The sequence below is a fragment of the Pseudomonas sp. GM30 genome (genome assembly GCF_000282275.2).
Taxonomy (GTDB): Bacteria; Pseudomonadota; Gammaproteobacteria; order Pseudomonadales; family Pseudomonadaceae; genus Aquipseudomonas.
Genome location: NZ_AKJP02000026.1, coordinates 327,162 through 346,016, shown reverse-complemented (window position 1 = coordinate 346,016; position 18,855 = coordinate 327,162). Strand labels below are relative to the sequence as shown.

Genomic DNA, 18,855 nt, shown 5'->3' with positions numbered 1-18,855 from the left:
GAGTAAGCCTCGGAGAAAAATGGCATTACTGCTGTCCGAGGGTCTTTATGGGAGGTATTTGTATGAAGTGGGGTGTGGTGTGTCTGCCGTTGATGTTGGTCGTGGGTGGTTGCGCGAGTGTTTCCGAAATCAACGAAACCTTGCCCACCATGAGCGTGATTTCCGGCAAGAAACCCCATGAGTATGCTCAATGCCTGGCCGACAAGCTTGCCAACAGCCGCGGCGCGCTGCAGATGCAGCCGCACAAGGATGGCGTGCGAGTGATTGTTCCCGGGAAATTTTCCACCGGCGCGGCCGCGGTGTTTGATATCGAAGACCGCTCTGGCGGCAGCAGCATCAAGCTGCATGAGCGGATGTCCAATGTGCCGATTCGTCCCCGTGACGTGCAAAACGCCGCCAATGCCTGTATTTCCGGCTGATAGAATAACGTTCATCAGCACCGATGCCGTCACAGTCATGCTGTGACGGCATTTTCATTTCTGGAGTCGCGCATGAAGCGAGAGCAAGTACGGGAACGGCATGCAGAGGGCCTTATCTCTGCCACGCATGTGATTCAAAATCCGGCGAACTCGGGCGAGTGGATCGTGTTTTTCAAGAAGAGTGCCGGTCGCAGCTATTTTCTGGTGGACGATAACGACGAAGTCGAATCCTTTGCCCGGCTCGACGACCTGATCGAGGTCGTGCGCGGGCTCGGGATCAAATTCGCCGAGATCCACATGTAGGGTCTATTTGCAGACTACCACCACGCTGCGGTTCTTGTAGTTGCCGACATCGACCCCCAGGGTCTTGTCGCTTTCCTTGGGCGCCGGCGTGCCGTCGGTACCGACGATGCGGTACCCGGTGCCGGCGCAGGAGGCGTCAGCCTTTTCGTAGCAGGTGGCCCAGGAGTTGGCTTCCCCGGAGCAGTCGATGCTCAAGCCCTGTTCGCCGTTGTTCAGGTAGGTGGTTTCCGAGGTGGCACAGCCACCGAGGGCCAATACCGCGATCAGCGGCAGCATTCTGTTCATGTTCATAAGTGTGTCGTCTTCAGCGAGGGAGGGGCTAAACGCTCTGACAGCGCCAGCATGAAAAGGTTATAGCGATTGGCCACTTGTTTTCATCATGCTGCGAGCGGCCACAAAAAAGCCCTGCACAAGGGCAGGGCTCGGCGTGTGTCGCAACCGATCAGTCCTGATCTTTGCCACGGCGCTTGGACGATGCCGGGGTGTCAGTGAACACCGACGCTACATCAGTCGCCAACTGCTCGCTGTCGAAAGGACCGGCGATGTGTTCGCCATTGGTAGTGGTCAGGTTCCACTTGCCGTCTTTCTTGTCGATCACATACCCGTTGATGATTTTTACCGCGGCCATCTATCTGTCTCGTTCGCTGGATCAAAGGCGCCATGATACCGACAAATCCTCACATTGGGGGATGATGAGCGTATGGTGATGCAGCGCATTTGAATGTTTGAGCTACTCTGTTTCCGCGGGTCGAAGTCGCCAACGGAACTATCGGCGAGAATATTTCTCTATGTTGGCATCGGTTAGCCAGTGCGGGGCATTGTAAGGTGCACGCCGCCTGATTAGACTGCGCCGAACTCGTACACACAGCCCTTTCAAGGACTTATATGATCAAGAAATGCTTGTTCCCAGCAGCCGGTTACGGTACTCGCTTCCTGCCAGCGACTAAAGCCATGCCCAAAGAAATGCTGCCGGTGGTAAACAAGCCACTGATCCAGTACGGCGTTGAAGAAGCTCTGGACGCTGGCCTGACTGAAATCTCGATCGTGACCGGTCGCGGCAAGCGCGCTCTGGAAGACCACTTCGATATCAGCTATGAGCTGGAAAACCAGATCAAAGGCACCGACAAGGAGAAATACCTGGTCGGCATCCGCAAACTGCTGGACGAGTGCTCGTTCTCCTACACCCGTCAGACCGAAATGAAAGGCCTGGGCCACGCGATTCTCACCGGTCGCCCGCTGATCGGTGACGAGCCGTTCGCCGTGGTGCTGGCGGACGACTTGTGCGTCAACCTCGAAGGCGACGGCGTACTGACCCAGATGGTCAAGCTGTACAAGCAGTTCCGCTGCTCGATCATCGCCATTCAGGAAGTTGATCCGCAGGAAACCAGCAAATACGGCGTGATCGCCGGCGAGATGATCCGCGACGACATCTACCGCGTACACAGCATGGTCGAGAAGCCAAAGCCGGAAGACGCTCCATCGAACCTGGCGATCATTGGTCGTTACATCCTGACCCCGGACATCTTCGATCTGATCGAGCAGACCGAGCCAGGCAAGGGCGGTGAAATCCAGATCACCGACGCCCTGATGAAGCAGGCCCAGAACGGCTGCGTCATGGCTTACAAGTTCAAGGGCAAGCGTTTTGACTGCGGTGGCGCTGAAGGCTACATCGAAGCGACCAACTTCTGCTTCGAGAACTTCTACAAGACCGGCAAGGCTTACTGATAGCGCCGGACCTGCATCGCGAAGGGTGTGAGAGCACCCAAGTGAACGCACCCACAAACGCCCCGACTTGTTCGGGGCGTTTGTTTTTGTGCCGGGAAAAGCCTTGAGCCCTGCGGCGCGATTGACTGTCGCCCTCTGAGCGCTCTGGCTGCTTTTTCAGGGAGGAGGGTACGTGCGAGCATGCTGGCTGCTCCGATTTCCCTCAGGCGGCACAGTAGAGCTCCGTAGGCGCAGGCGACCTGTCCGCCCAGAACGGAAAAAGCTCCGTATCGCAAGATACGGAGCTTTTTCTTTATGCGTTACACCGGTTGCGATCTCGCGAAACCGGCGCCTTTCGAGCGGTTACTGTTGCACGACATTCGCAGCGGTGGGGTCGACCTTTTTCGGCTTCATCAGGCTGAAGTCGATCAAGGCGCGCTGCTCGCGTTCGTACGGGTTGCCGATCATCAGTGGACGCGGTTTGAAGCTGTCGCTGACCAGGCTTTTGCTGCGGTCCAGTTCATCGAAACTCAAACCGGCCAGGTCCGCCCAGGTGTGGATCAGGTGCGAGCTGCTGTACGGCCGGCCCAGGTCGGCGGCAAAGTTCCAGTCGTGGGTCTCGCGCCATTTCGGCGACGCCCAGGCCATGAACGGAATGGTGTACATCGGCGCGGTCGGTTTGTTCTCGTTACGGCCAAGGGTATTGTGGCCGGCGGAGTCAAACACGTCTTCACCGTGGTCGGAGAGATACAGCAAGAAGCCGTTCGGATCGGACTTGGCGTAGTCCTTGATCAGGCTCGACACCACGAAATCGTTGTACAGCACGGCGTTGTCGTAGCTGTTGTAGGTCGGCACCTGATCGTCACGCACGCCGGCCGGCACGCCGGTACGGTCCTGGAACTTGTCGAAGGTCGGCGGATAGCGGTACTGGTAGCTCATGTGAGTACCGAGCAAGTGCACGACGATCAGCTTGCGCTGCGCCGGGTCGGTCAGCGCCTTGTTGAACGGCTCGATCACGTCACCGTCGTACTGCGCGGCGTTCTGGTTGCGGTTGTTGTTCAGGTACACCTGCTCGTCGGCTTGCTCGGAGAAGGTCGTGAGCATGGTGTTGCGCTTGGTCATGGTCTGTTGGTTGGTGATCCAGAACGTCTTGTAACCGGCCTGTTTCATCATGCTGACCAGCGACGGCGTGGACAGGTACAGATCAGGGTTTTCTTCATCGGCGAAGGTCAGGACCTGCTGCAGCGCTTCAATGGTGTAGGGGCGTGGGGTGATGACGTTGTCGAACACCGCGAGCTGATCCTTGAGCTTGTCCAGCTCGGGGGTGGTCTTGCGTCCATAGCCGTACAGGCTCATGCGCTGACGGTTGGTCGACTCGCCGATCACCAGCACCAGGGTCGACGGTTTATCGGCGTCGGCAGCTTTCAGGTTATGCAGCGGCGGCACCTTGCTGGTGCTGTGCAGCATGTCCTGCATGCCGGCCAGGGTGTCGAGGTAACGGTGGTAAGCCACTGCCATCTGCCAGGGCACGGCTGGCTCGATGCGGTCTTCGAACTTCTCGAAACCGCCGGCGAAACTGCCGGTACGCTGGGTCTGTTTGATCAGCGGGTAACCGACCACGGCGAAGACGATCGCGATCGCGGCCACGAACGCACGGCCTCGGGGCATGTACACCGGGCGCAGGCGGGTCCACAGGAAATAGGCGAAAGCGGTATGGGCGAGGAACGCCGGGATCATCCACCAGGCGAAGTACTGCGTCATGTATTCGCCGGCTTCAGAGATGTTCGACTCGAACATGATGAAGATGACGCTTTGCGAGAACTCCTGCTGATAGATGAAGAAGTAGCCCAGGCTGGCCATGGAGCAGGCCCACAGGACTACGCCGATCAGCGCGGCCAGCAGTTTGGTGCGTTTGGGGAACGCCAGCATCGGGGCGAGCCACAGCGCACTCATCACGAAAGCCTGACGGAAACCGCTGAAACCGGAGGTGCCGGTCAGCTGGATCAACAGTTGGGTGATACCCGAGAAATACCAGAAGAACGCGAACAGCCAGAGAACCCCGGCCCAGTCGAAACCTGTCGCAGTCGTTTTGCTGCGTTTGAACAATGCCATTCAGCACTCCAGCTCATCGTCACTAACCACCGTCGGAGCGCTACATCAAACCGACGAACGGAAGCCGCGCGCAAACGCACGGCCAGAATGGGCCGGAGTATCACCAAGGCAATGTGAAAACTTCGTTAGTTGCTGATCAGGGGCAGGGGAGCATCATGTCGGGAACGACAGGCGCCGTTCCCGAAGCTGGCGGGGCAGGTCAGGCGTGCGGATGGCGCTGGACCACCGGCAGAGGTTTGGGCTGAGCGCCCTGGGTCAGCGAGCGCAGCTGCGCCAGCTCCTGCTTCAACTGGTCGCGCTCGTCTTTCAACTGGCGCAATTCATCGCGACGGATTGTGACGTACAGGGTTTGTGGCGGCATTGCTGTGTGTACTGTGCCCATTGCTCACCTCGCAAATGGCGTGTCTCAACTGCAAATCGTCCCCGCGTCGGGGCTACTGACTTGCTATCGGCGCCAATTTTGATTTCTTTTGCCCATGAATGGAACTTTTTTATTTTTCATGGTCGGTGTGTCTTCGGCAGGATTCGGGGCGTTATCAGTCTGGATCGGGCACAATGCCCGGAAACTTCATCGCAACGCTCTGGACTAACCTCCATCAGTCGCGTTGGGCTATAACCAATGACACACATTTATTTGTAGTAAGGAGCATCAGCACATGCAACTCGGGATTATTGGACTGGGCCGCATGGGCGGCAATATTGCGCGACGTCTGATGCTCAACGGTCACACCACCGTTGTTTACGACCGCAATACCGCTTTCATCGATAACCTGGTCGCCGAGGGCTCCACCGGCGTTGCCGACCTGCCCGCTCTGGTGGCAGGCCTGGCCAAGCCACGTGCCGTATGGGTCATGCTGCCGGCCGGCGCGCCGACCGAAGACACCATCAACACTCTGAGCGACTTGCTGGAAGCCGGTGACACCATCATCGACGGCGGCAACACCAACTATAAGGATGACATTCGCCGGGCGAAAACCCTGGCCGAGAAGGGCTTGCACTACATCGACGTCGGTACCTCCGGCGGCGTCTGGGGCCTGGAGCGCGGCTACTGCATGATGATCGGCGGCGACGCCGAGACCGTGAACCGTCTGGACCCACTGTTCGCAGCGCTGGCGCCGGGTATGGGCAACATTCCGCGCACCAAGGATCGCAAATCCGAGGATCACCGCGCCGAGCACGGCTACATTCACGCCGGTCCTGCCGGTGCCGGGCACTTCGTGAAGATGATTCACAACGGCATCGAATACGGCATGATGGCCGCCTTCGCCGAAGGCTTCGACATCCTCAAGACCAAGTCCAGCGAGCGTCTGCCGGAAGATCAGCGTTTCGACCTGAACGTGGCCGACATCGCCGAAGTCTGGCGCCGTGGCAGCGTGGTCTCGTCCTGGCTGCTCGATCTGACCGCCGACGCACTGGCCAGCGATCCGAAACTCGACGGTTTCTCCGGTTCGGTGGCTGACAGCGGCGAAGGTCAATGGACCATCGAAGCGGCCATGGAGCAGGCGGTGCCGGTTCCGGTGCTGTCCAACTCGCTGTTCTCGCGCTACCGCTCGCGCGGTCAGGGCACTTTTGGCGACAAGATTCTTTCGGCCCAGCGCTTCGGCTTCGGCGGCCACGTGGAGACACCGAAGAAATGACCCATACGATCCGCAGAAAATCCAAGGCAGAACCCGCACCACCGACCACGCTGTTTCTGTTCGGTGCCCACGGCGACCTGGTCAAGCGCTTGCTGATGCCGGCGCTGTACAACCTCAGTCGCGACGGCTTGCTGGACGAAAATCTGCGGATCGTCGGCGTTGATCACAACGCCATTACCGATGAAGCCTTCGCGCAAAAGCTCGAAGACTTCATCCGCACCGAAGTGGCGGCGAAAGTTGGCAAGGGCGATCAGATGCTTGATCCGGCCTTGTGGGCCAAGCTCGCCAAAGGCATCAGCTACGTCCAGGGCGACTTCCTGGACGACAGCACTTATTCCGCGCTGGCGGCAAAAATTGCCGACAGCGGCACTGGCAATGCGGTGTTCTACCTGGCCACCGCGCCACGTTTCTTCAGCGAAGTGGTACGCCGTCTCGGCGCCGCCAAGTTGTTGGAGGAAACCCCGGAAGCATTCAGAAGGGTGGTCATCGAGAAGCCGTTCGGCTCCGATCTGCAAACTGCCGAAGCGTTGAACGCCTGCCTGCTCAAGGTCATGTCCGAGAAACAGATCTATCGGATCGACCATTACCTGGGCAAGGAAACCGTGCAGAACATTCTGGTCAGCCGGTTCTCCAACAGTCTGTTTGAGGCCTTCTGGAACAACCATTACATCGACCACGTGCAAATCACCGCGGCAGAAACCGTCGGCGTTGAAACCCGTGGCAGTTTTTACGAGCACACCGGTGCGCTGCGTGACATGGTGCCCAATCACCTGTTCCAGTTGCTGGCGATGGTCGCCATGGAACCGCCGGCCGCATTCGGCGCTGACGCCGTGCGCGGCGAGAAGGCCAAAGTGGTTGGCGCGATCCGCCCGTGGAGCGTTGAAGAGGCGCGAGCCAACTCGGTACGCGGCCAGTACCGCGCCGGCGAGGTCGATGGCAAAGCGTTGAATGGCTATCGTCAGGAAGCCAACGTGGCGCCTGACAGCAACACCGAAACCTACGTCGCGCTGAAAGTCATGATCGACAACTGGCGCTGGGTCGGCGTGCCGTTCTACCTGCGCACCGGCAAGCGCATGAGCGTGCGCGACACCGAGATCGTCATCTGCTTCAAACCGGCGCCGTACGCGCAGTTCCGCGACACCGAAGTCGACGAGTTGCAGCCGACCTATCTGCGCATCCAGATCCAGCCCAACGAAGGCATGTGGTTCGACCTGCTGGCCAAACGGCCGGGGCCGGCGCTGAACATGGCCAACATCGAGCTGGGTTTTGCCTACAAGGATTTCTTCGAGATGCAGCCGTCCACCGGCTACGAAACGCTGATCTACGATTGCCTGACGGGCGACCAGACACTGTTCCAGCGCGCCGACAACATCGAGAACGGCTGGCGTGCGGTGCAACCGTTCCTCGATGCCTGGCAACAGGATGCAAGCGTGGAGACTTACGCTGCCGGGGAAGACGGCCCGCAAGCCGCCAATGATCTGCTGACTCGCGATGGTCGCGTCTGGCATGGTCTGGGATGAGTGACTCGATCCGCTTTTTACTGAGTGATATGGACGGCACGCTGTTGCTGCCCGATCACAGCCTGAGCCAGCGCACCATTGACGCCGTGCGTTCGCTGCGCGAGGCCGGCGTGTTGTTCAGCCTGGCCACCGGGCGCCCGCCCAAAGCCATGTTGCAGCAGATCGAAGCCTTGGGTGTCGATCTGCCGACCGCCGCCTTCAATGGCGGCACCATCGTCAATCCGGATGGCAGCCTGTTGGTGGCGCACTACCTGCCGGTGCCGACGGCGCTGATTGCCCTGGCGTTGTTTGCTGACCAGTCGGATGTGGAAATCTGGGTGTTCAGCGGTGGCGACTGGCTGCTCAAGGATCCGCACGGGCCGATGGTGCCGCGCGAGCAGCATGGCCTCGGTTATCCGCCGGTTGTGGTCGAGAGTTTCGAGCCGTACCTGGAACGCATCGACAAGATCGTCGCCACCAGTAACAACACCGATTTGCTGATCGAGCTTGAGGCGCGTCTGCTGCCCAAGGTCAACGGTATGGCGCAGGTTTCGCGCTCGCAACCGGTGTATCTGGACGTCACAGCGCTGGAAGCCAATAAGGGCACCGCACTGACGACGATTGCCGCACATCTGGGCATCCCGCTGGAGCAGACGGCGGCGATTGGCGATGGCGGCAACGACCCGGCGATGTTCCATTGCGCGGGCCTGTCGATTGCCATGGGGCAGGCGGAGGAGGCGGTGAAGCGCCAGGCTGATGTCGTTACAGCCCCCAACACCGAAGACGGTGTGGCGCAGGCAATCGAGAAGTACATCCTCCGTCGCTGAACTCACCCCAAAACAAATGTAGGAGTGAGCCTGCTCGCGATAGCAATGTTTCAGTAACCTTTCTGGGCTGACACACCGCTATCGCGAGCAGGCTCACTCCTACAGTTTTTGCGCGGCGGAATTACAGCCAGTAGCTGACGGCGTACCAGCCCAGTAACCCCATCACTACGGTGTACGGCAACGCCATCCACACCATCCGCCCGTACGACAGGCGCACCAGCGGCGCAATCGCCGAGGTCAGCAGGAACAGGAACGCCGCCTGACCATTCGGGGTCGCCACGCTTGGCAGATTGGTACCGGTGTTAATCGCGATCGCCAGGTTCTCGAAGTGCTCGCGACTCATGTGCCCGGACAGGAAGGCCTGTTTCACTTCGGTGATGTAGATCGTGGCGACGAACACGTTGTCGCTGATCGCCGAGAGCAGGCCGTTGGCGATGAACAGCATGCCCGGCTGTTGCTCCGCCGGCAGCGCCAGCACCCACTGGATCAGTGGCGCGAACAGTTGTTGATCGTGAATCACCGCGACCACGGCAAAAAACACCACCAGCAATGCAGTGAACGGCATGGCGTCCTTGAACGCGCTGCCGAGGCGATGCTCGTCGGTGATGCCGGTGAACGCGGTGATCAACACGATCACCATCAGGCCGATCAAGCCGACTTCAGCAACGTGAAACGCCAGGCAGCCAATCAGAATCAACGCGGCAGTGCCTTGCACCAGCAGGGCGGCACGCTGACGCGGAGTGCGTTCGGCGTTGTCTTCGGCGGCGTAATTGGCCAGTACGGCGCGGACGTTGTCCGGCAGCAGGGTGCCGTAGCCAAACCAGCGCAGTTTTTCCAGCAGCAGACAGGTTAGCAGGCCGGCCACCAGTACCGGCAGCGAGACCGGCGCGACTTTCTGGAAGAATTCTGCGAAGTGCCAGCCCATTTCATGACCGATCAGCAAATTCTGCGGCTCGCCCACCAGGGTGCAGACCCCGCCGAGGGCAGTACCGACCGCGCCGTGCATCAGCAGGCTGCGCAGAAATGCGCGGAATTGCTCCAGATCTTCATGGTGCAGGGCCGGCAGATGGCGGTCGTCGCTGAATTCGCTGTCCTGACGCGGATCGTTGCCCGAGGCCACACGGTGGTAGACCGAATAGAAGCCGACCGCCGCGCTGATGATTACTGCGGTGACGGTCAAGGCATCGAGAAACGCCGACAGAAAGGCCGAGAGGAAGCAGAACATCAGCGCCAGCAGCGCCTTGGAGCGTACGGCCAGCAACAGTCGCGAGAACAGAAACAGCAGCAGGTCTTTCATGAAGTAGATACCCGCGACCATGAACATCAGCAGCAGGATCACCGGGAAATTGTGCAGCAACTCATCGTACAGTGCCTGCGGGGTGGTCATCTTCAGCAGCAGGGCTTCGATCAGCAACAAGCCGCCGGGCATCAACGGATAGCACTTGAGCGCCATGGCCAGGGTGAAAATGAACTCGATCACCAACAACCAGCCGGCGGCGACCGGGCCGACAGTGAACAGCACCACGGCGTTGAGGATCAGGAACCCGACGATGCACGCCTTGTACCAGCGGGGCGAATGCCCGAGGAAGTTATGCGCGAACGCCTGGGCCAGTGAACCGGACATCGGTTGCTCCTTGTATTAAGAAGCGCGCAAGTTGCCGCAAGTGCCTGGCAAGTTCAAGTCCGGGGGGAATTATTGATTCAGATAGCGCGCGACCATGGCGCGGTAGTTGCCGTCCAGTGAATAGCCGCCGACCAATATGTGTCCGTCCGCCTGCACCGCGAGGGAATTGGCGGTGTCGAGGCTGCGTCCCAGCCGCGTGCGCAGCCAGCCGTGGCCGTTGCCAAACTCGCGGTCAAGTTGGCCATCAGGCAAATAGCGCGCGACGATGAAATCCGCTTCGATTCCGCCAATGGTCGCGCCCACCGCGATGATGCGGCCATCGGCCATGCACTGGGCGGCGCTCCACTGGCAACCACTGGGGCCGATTTCCAGCAGATGCGGATGACCGGCGTTGTTGCGCAACTCCGGTCGGCCGTTGTTGTGCAGGCTCAGTGCCAGACAGCGGATCGGATCGCGGCTGCTGCCAAAGCAGTGCAGATGCTCCTGCGACTCGATGACCTGACTGACCATGGCGCTTTGGCCGTGGGCCTTGAAGGCGAGGAAACCATCCACCGCGAAGCGCTCATCCAGACGCCCGTCAGGCAGATAGCGCGCCACCAGCCCCTCTTGGGGGAAGTCGATGGAGCCGGCGACGAGGATCCGCCCGTCCTGCTGCAGTGCAAGGCTGCTGAGCCAGGTGTTGAGCAGCAAATGACGAATCATCACGAAGCCGCGGCCATTGAAGCTCGGATCAAGCGCACCGTCTGGCATCAGGCGAATCAGCATGCCGGCATGGTCGGCGAGTTCGAAATGATGATTGGCGATCAGCAGAATGTGCCCGTCGTCCTGCACGGCAATGTCGCAGGCTTCGGCGCCAGGCACGCCGGGCGGCAGCCAGGCATCGCGGGAGCCGATGGACAGGTCGCCGGGCAGGCGCACCACTTTACGGCCATTTTCACCAAAGCTCGGGTCCGGGATGCCGTCGGCGCTGAACAAGGCAAGCGCGGGCAGGGTGCGATGGGCGGTTTGATAATGCAGACCGGCCAGCAGGATACGTCCGTCGGGTAACACCTGGATTTTGCCGGCGGTGGCTTCGAAACCGGGTTCAAACTCGCCGATGACGCTGCCTTGTTGACCGAAAGCGAGGTCGGCCGAACCGTCAGCGAGTATTCGCGCCAAGCCAAACCGGCTGCCCTGAGCGGTGCCGATCTTGGCCGCGACCAGCACGCGCCCCTGTCGGTCCAGCGCAACACCCTGGGTCATGCTGGATACACTGCCAGCGAAATAGACCTGAGCAACGCCAGTCTTGGCGAATTGTCTGTCCAGTTGTCCGCAGCGATTGAGTAGTGCCGGTCGCGCAAAGGCGTTCTCGGAGGACATGCATGCTTCTCCTTGCAAGTTGACCAGGCCCGAATCGGGCGGGTAACTGCATGAGCGGAACATTCAATCCCTGAATACACGCAAGTTCAACTGACAGAACTAACAGGTGGAGGGTCGCACTGTGCCATAACAGTGTCTTTTTGAACCAAATGAAAGCATGCCAAGCAGTGGCGCCTGATGCTTTAAGGGAAGTTGTACAAAAGTACTGGAGACGAACTACCGCAGGTAACTAACAGAACAGAGGGCGGATGACCTGAGCGTCATCCGCATGATCCTCTGATCAATGTGGCATCGACCACGATTGCAGCAGGTAACCTTCTTTGCTCAATTCGGCGCGGGCCTGTTGCAACAGCAGTTCCAGTTGCGCCGGATCGGAGTAGGCGCTGCTCGGGATCTGCTGGCGACCAATGTGCGAGTTGGTGCGATCGATGACGGTCAGGTTCAGTTCGCCGTTGCCGTCTTGTGGGGCCCAGGCCACGCACTGAAAGGGTTTGAACGCGTGGTTGGCAATCAAAAGAGCTTCGTTGATACGGAGCGGGGCGGTCATTGGGGTCTTCTCTCTGTCGTGCCCAATCAAGTGATGTGCCGTCGGTTGGGCTTACCGTTCGGCTGGTTACTTGTACTGATGCACGCAACCCCGTGGCAGGTCACACACGAAACAAAGAAATTTCAACTTAATTGCTCAGGCTCAACATTCTGAACGTTTTTGAAAGCCTGGTGAAAGATAGCAACTCGATAGCTGACTAATAAACTCCCTTCTTATAACTCGTTAGCTTGTACACCTATAAGCAATCGATACAAGGCGCTGTCAATTTCTTGCTAATGTTACAGTCGGGTCTGCCAAATGACTGTTTTTACAATAATTTCCTTAAATTTGGCGCCAAGGAACAGTCATGATCGAAGCGCCAGCGTTACGACGTTTATTGGTAGTCGACCCTTGTGACGACTGCCATCGCCTGTTACCCGGATTGCGCACGGTGGGCTGGGATGTCGACAGTTGTACCCTGGAAAATGCCGCCGATCGGACATGCGATGTCGGGCTGCTGCGACTGCAACCTTTTCACCTTGAACGTCCCGAAGCGGTCAAGGAATTGATCAGCCGCAGCGGCACCGAGTGGATCGCGGTGTTGAACCAGGAAGTCCTGCGGTTGCAGAACGTCGGTGACTTCGTCTGCGAATGGTTTTTCGATTTCCACACCTTGCCGTTCGATGTCTCGCGGGTCCAGGTGACCCTGGGGCGCGCATTCGGCATGGCGCGCCTGCGCGGGCAAGGCACGATTCACGTCGATCAGCCGGAACATGAACTGCTCGGCGACAGCAAGCCGATCCGCGAGCTGCGCAAGTTATTGAGCAAACTGGCGCCGACCGAATCCCCGGTGCTGATCCGCGGTGAAAGTGGAACCGGTAAAGAACTGGTAGCGCGCACGCTGCACCGCCAGTCCCAGCGCCACAGCAAGCCGTTTGTGGCGATCAATTGCGGGGCGATTCCCGAACACTTGATTCAGTCCGAACTGTTCGGCCACGAAAAAGGTGCCTTCACCGGTGCGCATCAGCGCAAGGTCGGGCGCATCGAGGCCGCCAATGGCGGCACGCTGTTTCTCGATGAAATCGGCGATCTGCCGCTGGAATTGCAGGCCAATCTGCTGCGCTTTCTGCAGGAAAAACACATCGAGCGCGTCGGTGGCAGTCAGCCGATTCCGGTTGATGTTCGCGTGCTGGCGGCCACCCACGTCGACCTCGAAGCCGCCATCGAGAAAAAGCGTTTTCGCGAAGACCTGTATTACCGCCTCAATGTGCTGCAGGTGGTGACCGCGCCATTGCGCGAGCGCCATGGTGATCTGTCGATGCTGGCCAACCATTTCTCGCACTTCTACAGCCACGAAACCGGCCGCCGTCCGCGCAGCTTCAGTGAGGATGCGTTGATCGCCATGGGCAAGCACGACTGGCCGGGCAATGTGCGCGAGCTGGCCAACCGCGTGCGACGGGGTCTGGTTCTGGCAGAAGGTCGACAGATCGAAGCCCGCGATCTGGGATTGCTCAGCCAGCACACGATTTCTACGCCGATGGGTACGCTGGAAGACTACAAGACCCGCGCCGAACGCCAGGCGCTGTGCGATGTATTGAACCGCCACAGCGACAACCTCAGTGTGGCGGCGAAGGTGCTGGGGGTGTCGCGGCCGACGTTTTATCGGCTGCTGCACAAACATCAGATTCGCTAGAGACCAAAGCTCAAAAGATCGCAGCCTGCGGCAGCTCCTACAGTTGTAACCCTGTAGGAGCCGTCGCAGGCTGCGATCTTTTGCTTTAGAAGTAGTACGGGAATTTCAGGCTGAAGGAAAAGTCCGGGGCATCGTCGGTCATGCCGATCGACAGGTTGGGCACAATGGTCAAGTTATCCGTGGCGGCAATGGTCATGCCGACGTTGAAGTAACCGGCGTTGGCGTCACTGGACACCACCGATTGCCAATCACCGCCATCCTGTTTCAGCTTGCTCTTGCGCTGCACCAGGTCAGACACCGAGAACGACATACTCATCTTTTCGTTCAGAGCGAACGCAATACCCGCGCCGATCTGGAAGCTGTCGCCAATTTTTACCTTGCCCGGGTTTTTCTGGTTGACGGTCGAACTGATGTCGTCGAACGACTCTTCCAGGTTGTGGGTGTAGGACAAGCTGCCGAACAGAACAGCCGGGTCGAAGGTCTTGACCAGCGAGACGCCGGGGGTGATCGACCAGACGCCGTTGCCGGTTGGCAGCGTGTCAGGCACGAACAGGTTGGAGTTGGCGTCGGTCTGGCGCAGTTTGATACCGAACGGATCCTTGCCGGTGGGTGCCTTGACCCGCAGGGTGACCACGGCGTCCGGCGTGTTGACCGACTCGTCGAGGAACTTGTACGCGATGCCGAAGTTGACGTCGCCGATGGTCGGGTCGCGCGAAACATCCTGTTCCGTCGTGACGTTCGATGCACCACCGTTGCCGCCGCCAGACTGGTAGGTCGATTCGCGGTAAACCACCGGCACGTTCACGTCGAACTGCCAACGGTTGTCGAAGTTGTAGCGCCCGGTCAGGTCCAGCGTCCAGGTGTCGGCCTTGATCCGGTCGAGGTTGATGTTGCCGAGAAAGATCGAGTCCAGCGCGAGGAAGCCGTTGAGGATCAGCTGCCGGGTGTCGTAACGCGAGTAGGTCACGCCGGTTTCAAAGCTGAATTTACCACCGCCGAAGAAGCCGCTGGCCTCGTCGTAGAGGTTGGACACGCTCTGTGCCGGTTGCGAATCATCGGCCAGCGATTGACCGTACGAAGCGCCACTACCCCCGGCCGCGCCCCCCGACGCTGCTGCGGCACCAGTACCAGGCGCTCCGGTACTGGTAGCGACTTTCGGATTGCCTTTCATGTCAGACGGCGACTTGGCCAGGCGTTTGGGTTGCGGGGCTGCCGGTTGATCTTCGACCTGACGGACCCGTTGCTCGAGCACCGCCAGGGCCTTTTGTTGTACTTCGTATCGTTGCTTCAGCTCCAGAAGTTCCTGTTTCAGGGTCTCCACATCTGCGTCGGGTGCTGCTTGCAGCATCGCCGCGGGTAGAAGAGTACTCAGACATACAGCGGCACGCAGTGATACTGATCGATACATGAATAAGCCGTCCCTTTAAGCCCAATGATCGAGACTCAGCGTAGTTCAATATCCGATATTGCGTAGTGCCCTGAGTTGAGTCAGGTTGCAGTCCAATGCGCCGGGGCTGATACCGTTATTGTTAAGCACAACATTGAGTTGGGTCATGTTGTTGACCACGTTGGCGCTGCCCAGCAGGCGAGTGTTCTGCAGCAGGCCACCCTGGGCCACTTGTTGCAGGGCGGTGCCTTGATTGCCCGAGGCCTGAATGGCCATTTGCACGCCACTGTTGCTGGCCGAAACGGCGACACTGCCGGCGGCATTGCTGGCCCCGATGGTCTGCCCGGCCATCAGCGCCTGGCCTTGTGCGGGGGCCAGTGGAGGAGGGGTGTTGGCTTCTTTGACGTTGATCGCCACGTTGTTGCTGGCGGTGTTGCCGTCGCCGGCGGCGCGTACGCTTTGGGTCACGCCCTGGCTGCTGTTGAGTGCCGCGCCACCAATGACATTGCCAGTACCCGGAGTCGGGGTGCTGCCGTTGCCCTGTTCCTTGATGGTCGAGACATAGAATTCCGGTTTGATCGTGGCGGCCTGGATTTGCATCGACGTCGCAGCGCCGATCAGATCACCGCTGGCGTTGCGCCAGGTACTGCTCATGACAATGCCGAAGCTGATGATCCGCCCCGGCATGACGTAACGACCACGAAGCTGGGACAGCTCCTGATCCTGAACTTCGATGGGTTTGAATCCTGCATTGGCATAGCCTGACACGCTCGCTGCCAGGCAGGCGGCGGCCAGCCAGTATGAGGTTTTCATCTGCTGCTCCCGGGACATCCAGTCCCATTCTTTATAATCGGCGATTAAAAGAAGTCGCTCTGTATGAACCCGAAGTCCATCAATTCAGCATCTCTGACAGGGTTGAAGTTATCCAGCTTGTTCTTCGCGGTCAGCGGGGTCGGTGGCATGCGCAATGCATTGGTTTTGTCATAACCGGGGCCGACGATGGCGAAGACGATGCCGTTCCAACCTTTGACAAAGTCATCATGGGCGTAGCGTTTGTGGCCTAAGACGGGATCTCCGATATAAACCCAATCCTTGTCCGAACGCTGCAGCACCACGAAATGCTTGTAGCCGCGAATTTCCATCAGTACCACCACCGGGATTGTTACGTCGTCGAGTTTTTCCGGTGGAATCTTGTAGCCCCTGGCGCGCATGCCGATGCTTTCTATATAGCGTTTCATGTCCAGCATGGAAAAACCTTGCGTACGCACAAGGTCCTGGTCAGCGTTGACCAGCATGCCTTTGATGATGTGCTCTTCATCGACGTCGAGCCAATAAGCCTGGCGCAATACCGTGGCCAGTGCGGCGGCGCCGCAGCTGAAATCGGTTTTCTGTTCGACGATGTCGGCAAACTTGCGTTCACGAATGCTTTGCACGTTCTTGTAGACGAGTACGCCGCCGGGCAGGGCAGCGACGGGCATCTGGGCAGCCTGGGTCAGGCCGGACAGGCAAAGCAGGGCGATAAAGGCAGTCTTACGCATGATCGATACGCCTTTGCGGACTGAGGAAAAGCCCCGTTTCCGGGGCTTTCGTTTCGATCGCGATTACATGCAGGCTTTGCAACCTGCAGCGATGGACAGCGAGTTGCTTTGTTGGTTGCCAACACCGGCGGCGTTGTTGTAACCAGCGTTACCGGAGAAGTTGTTACCAACGTTCGAGATGTTCGCGTTGTTGGTCACAGGGTTTTTCCAGCCATCAGGGGTCAGCACTTGTTGAGTGGTGACGCCAGCCAGGCCGAAGACACCGACAGCTTCGAAGGTGGCTTTCTGATCTTTGCTGCCGCCGTTACCGCCATGGCCGCGATCGTTGTCGCCATAGCCGCCACCGCCGTGGCCTTTATCACCTTCGATGGTAGCCTTGCCAACGGCAGCGAACGCGCCGACGGCGGCCACGGTGCCGGTGAGGGTATCTTTTTTGTAGGTTTGAGTGCCGTTATTGGACACAGTCAGGCCAGTGGAGCTTTGGTTCGCAGCAGCAGCAGCGTTAGCTACACGACCACCCGATACAGCAATAGCCAGGTTGTTTTTCTGTTGGTTGAAGTTGCCGGCACTGTTGTTCACGCCAATGTTGCCGGAACCGCCGTTACCCACGTTGTTGAGGTTGGCGTTGTTGGTTGTCGAGTAGTTGGCAACCGCGTTGTTGTTGTTGACCTGAGTGGCGCTGGAGACAGATACCGCGCTGCCGAAGATAAAGCTTTCGTCGGCAGTCGCCAGTGCAGCAGCGTTGTCTTGCTGGTTGCCATCGCCGGCGGTGTTGTTCATGCCGACGTTGCCGTTGGTGCCATTGGCCGAGTTATTGACGTTGGCATCGTTTTTGGTGCCTTGGTTGCCCACCAGGTTGCCATCGCTGTTCTGCGTATCGAGTACGGCAGCCCCGGCGCCGGCTCCGATTTGCAGAAGTTGTTCCAGGGTAGGGCCTTTGGGTTCATGGTTGCCATGGCCATTGCCGTGCCCGTTACCATGATCATTGCCGCCTGCCTGAGCCGCCATTGCCATTACTGCTGCAAGTGCGAAAACCAGTGGTTTGAGAGCCATTGTAGGTTTCATGGTGTTTCTCCATCGTGCTTATTAGTTGGTTAAGTGTTGGTACTTTCTAATTGCACTGCTTTTGTTGTTTGGGTCAGTCAGCGACCCGGATGCTCAGGGTGTTAGCCATACGGTTCCCCACCCCGGCACTCTGGTTCACCTGAATCACCCCTCGGCTGCCGGTGAAGGCCTGATCACTTGTCGTGACCTGGCGACTGCCGGGTGAGGTGCCAGTTGCTCCTGAGCTCGGTAAAAGCGCCACGTTCTGTTGCGACAGGGCGCTGTCGTCAACGCTTTGCGGGGCAGCACTGATGCTGACGCGCGTCACGTTGGCCATCTGGTTGTTGGCACCGGCGCCCTGGTTCACGCCCAGGATTCCGTTGCCATTACTGAAAGAGGTGCCGCCAATGGTGGCGCTGGCGTTCATCGACGGGTTGGCAGGGGTGTCCAGCTTTTGCCTGACGATGGTGGTGGCACTGGCGTTGGTGCCAATGGCGATCGCTTTGGTATTGGTCTGTTGCATCTGGTCGCCGGCGGCCTGGTTGACGTTGAAGTTGCCGCGGTACTGCACACCGGTATCCTGAATGTCCGCGTTGTTCACGGAACTCGGATCGGCCATGACGCGGGCACAGCTGAAGAGGGCAAACAGCAGAAGGGAACGATTCATTTCATTGACCTCCAGCCATGCGGGTCAATGGCGCGAGACCGGTGCTCAACGAGCGATTGATCGTATTGGAGATCGTGCCGCCACCGCCGCCGCCATGACCGGCACTCATGCCAGGCAGGCCGTTGGGGTTGGTCAGCACGTTCATGCCGGGCATGTCCGAGTTTGGCGTGATTATGTTGCTGCGGATCGAAGCGCCACTGGCTACACTGGCAAACTCACCGTCATTGAGTTCGGTGCTGGTCATTGCTTGATGGATTCGATCGGAAGGGTTGGCGTTGACCGTGGTTGGGTAGGGGTCTTTGCCACCGCTGCGCCCGATGGGAATGGGCTGGACGTCGCGGTTGAGAACGATCACGCCATTGCCTTCGGCCTGAACGTTGAAACTGATGAATGTGCTGGCGGCTGATCCAATCAGCAGAAGGCAGGTCAGGCCTTTATTGATATTCCCCACGGCGGCAATTCCTTCTTCAGTGGGCTGGCTCTTGTCAGCGTTGGGAAGGAGAGAGCGAAAGCTGT

At 59.0% G+C, this 18,855-nt stretch carries 20 protein-coding genes; 7 read left to right on the top strand and 13 right to left on the bottom strand.

Annotation, left to right across the window (positions count from 1 at the left end):
- Positions 1-62 precede the first annotated feature (62 nt).
- A complete protein-coding gene (locus tag PMI25_RS17205) occupies positions 63-419 on the top strand; it encodes a hypothetical protein (RefSeq protein ID WP_007964659.1) in 357 nt (118 codons plus the stop codon).
- Between the two features lie 72 nt (positions 420-491).
- Positions 492-722 carry a hypothetical protein gene (locus PMI25_RS17200; protein WP_007964656.1) on the top strand — a complete coding sequence of 77 codons (231 nt, stop codon included), beginning with the start codon at positions 492-494 and terminating at the stop codon, positions 720-722.
- 3 nt (positions 723-725) lie between these two features.
- On the opposite strand, the gene PMI25_RS17195 is transcribed toward PMI25_RS17200, so the two are convergent.
- Positions 726-1,013 (bottom strand): hypothetical protein, encoded by a 288-nt coding sequence (locus PMI25_RS17195; RefSeq protein ID WP_007964655.1) that lies wholly within the window; start codon positions 1,011-1,013, stop codon positions 726-728.
- Between the two features lie 151 nt (positions 1,014-1,164).
- Positions 1,165-1,350, bottom strand: coding sequence for a hypothetical protein (locus PMI25_RS17190; RefSeq protein WP_007964653.1), 186 nt, complete (start codon positions 1,348-1,350; stop codon positions 1,165-1,167).
- 257 nt (positions 1,351-1,607) lie between these two features.
- On the opposite strand from PMI25_RS17190, the gene galU reads away from it, so the two are divergent.
- Positions 1,608-2,447 carry a UTP--glucose-1-phosphate uridylyltransferase GalU gene (gene galU / locus PMI25_RS17185; RefSeq protein WP_007912230.1) on the top strand — a complete coding sequence of 280 codons (840 nt, stop codon included), beginning with the start codon at positions 1,608-1,610 and terminating at the stop codon, positions 2,445-2,447.
- Between the two features lie 342 nt (positions 2,448-2,789).
- Here galU and PMI25_RS17180 read toward each other — a convergent pair whose 3' ends face one another.
- Together PMI25_RS17180 and PMI25_RS17175 are read right to left on the bottom strand one after the other, a co-directional pair.
- Positions 2,790-4,538, bottom strand: a complete 1,749-nt coding sequence (locus tag PMI25_RS17180) for a phosphoethanolamine transferase CptA (RefSeq protein ID WP_007964651.1) — start codon at positions 4,536-4,538, stop codon at positions 2,790-2,792.
- Positions 4,539-4,737: 199 nt separating this feature from the next.
- Positions 4,738-4,920: a DUF6026 family protein gene (locus PMI25_RS17175; RefSeq protein ID WP_007964649.1), complete on the bottom strand. Its 183-nt coding sequence runs from the start codon at positions 4,918-4,920 to the stop codon at positions 4,738-4,740.
- Positions 4,921-5,194: 274 nt separating this feature from the next.
- Here PMI25_RS17175 and gnd point away from each other — a divergent pair, with 274 nt between their 5' ends.
- From gnd to PMI25_RS17160, 3 genes are read left to right on the top strand one after another with little or no spacing between them, the layout of a single operon-like run.
- Positions 5,195-6,175, top strand: a complete 981-nt coding sequence (gnd, locus tag PMI25_RS17170) for a phosphogluconate dehydrogenase (NAD(+)-dependent, decarboxylating) (protein WP_007964647.1) — start codon at positions 5,195-5,197, stop codon at positions 6,173-6,175.
- A complete protein-coding gene (gene zwf / locus PMI25_RS17165; protein ID WP_007964644.1) occupies positions 6,172-7,695 on the top strand; it encodes a glucose-6-phosphate dehydrogenase in 1,524 nt (507 codons plus the stop codon). Before gnd ends, zwf begins: the two co-directional genes overlap by 4 nt.
- The gene (locus PMI25_RS17160) at positions 7,692-8,501 is read left to right on the top strand and encodes a Cof-type HAD-IIB family hydrolase (protein WP_007964643.1); all 810 of its coding nucleotides are present in this window, start codon (positions 7,692-7,694) and stop codon (positions 8,499-8,501) included. The genes zwf and PMI25_RS17160 overlap by 4 nt, the downstream gene beginning before the upstream one ends.
- Before the next feature lie 121 nt (positions 8,502-8,622).
- On the opposite strand, the gene nhaB is transcribed toward PMI25_RS17160, so the two are convergent.
- From nhaB to PMI25_RS17145, 3 genes are all read right to left on the bottom strand, one after another.
- A complete protein-coding gene (gene nhaB / locus PMI25_RS17155) occupies positions 8,623-10,125 on the bottom strand; it encodes a sodium/proton antiporter NhaB (RefSeq protein ID WP_007964641.1) in 1,503 nt (500 codons plus the stop codon).
- A gap of 69 nt (positions 10,126-10,194) precedes the next feature.
- Positions 10,195-11,484, bottom strand: a complete 1,290-nt coding sequence (locus PMI25_RS17150; RefSeq protein WP_007964640.1) for a hypothetical protein — start codon at positions 11,482-11,484, stop codon at positions 10,195-10,197.
- Positions 11,485-11,764: 280 nt separating this feature from the next.
- Positions 11,765-12,031 (bottom strand): hypothetical protein, encoded by a 267-nt coding sequence (locus tag PMI25_RS17145; RefSeq protein ID WP_003225374.1) that lies wholly within the window; start codon positions 12,029-12,031, stop codon positions 11,765-11,767.
- A 346-nt stretch (positions 12,032-12,377) separates the two neighbouring features.
- Between PMI25_RS17145 and PMI25_RS17140 the strand changes: the two genes are divergently transcribed.
- Positions 12,378-13,703: a sigma-54 dependent transcriptional regulator gene (locus tag PMI25_RS17140; protein ID WP_007964636.1), complete on the top strand. Its 1,326-nt coding sequence runs from the start codon at positions 12,378-12,380 to the stop codon at positions 13,701-13,703.
- 85 nt (positions 13,704-13,788) lie between these two features.
- On the opposite strand, the gene PMI25_RS17135 is transcribed toward PMI25_RS17140, so the two are convergent.
- The 6 genes from PMI25_RS17135 to PMI25_RS17110 form a co-directional block, all read right to left on the bottom strand.
- A complete protein-coding gene (locus PMI25_RS17135; RefSeq protein ID WP_007964634.1) occupies positions 13,789-15,111 on the bottom strand; it encodes a transporter in 1,323 nt (440 codons plus the stop codon).
- A gap of 45 nt (positions 15,112-15,156) precedes the next feature.
- Complete coding sequence (locus PMI25_RS17130) at positions 15,157-15,903, bottom strand: hypothetical protein (RefSeq protein ID WP_007964631.1); 747 nt, start codon at positions 15,901-15,903, stop codon at positions 15,157-15,159.
- A 44-nt stretch (positions 15,904-15,947) separates the two neighbouring features.
- Positions 15,948-16,628, bottom strand: a complete 681-nt coding sequence (locus PMI25_RS17125) for a C39 family peptidase (protein ID WP_007964629.1) — start codon at positions 16,626-16,628, stop codon at positions 15,948-15,950.
- 63 nt (positions 16,629-16,691) lie between these two features.
- The gene (locus PMI25_RS17120; protein ID WP_007964628.1) at positions 16,692-17,693 is read right to left on the bottom strand and encodes a hypothetical protein; all 1,002 of its coding nucleotides are present in this window, start codon (positions 17,691-17,693) and stop codon (positions 16,692-16,694) included.
- 73 nt (positions 17,694-17,766) lie between these two features.
- Complete coding sequence (locus PMI25_RS17115; RefSeq protein WP_007964626.1) at positions 17,767-18,339, bottom strand: hypothetical protein; 573 nt, start codon at positions 18,337-18,339, stop codon at positions 17,767-17,769.
- Position 18,340: 1 nt separating this feature from the next.
- Entirely contained in the window at positions 18,341-18,790 is a 450-nt protein-coding gene (locus tag PMI25_RS17110; RefSeq protein WP_007964624.1) for a hypothetical protein, read from the bottom strand.
- Positions 18,791-18,855: the final 65 nt, after the last annotated feature.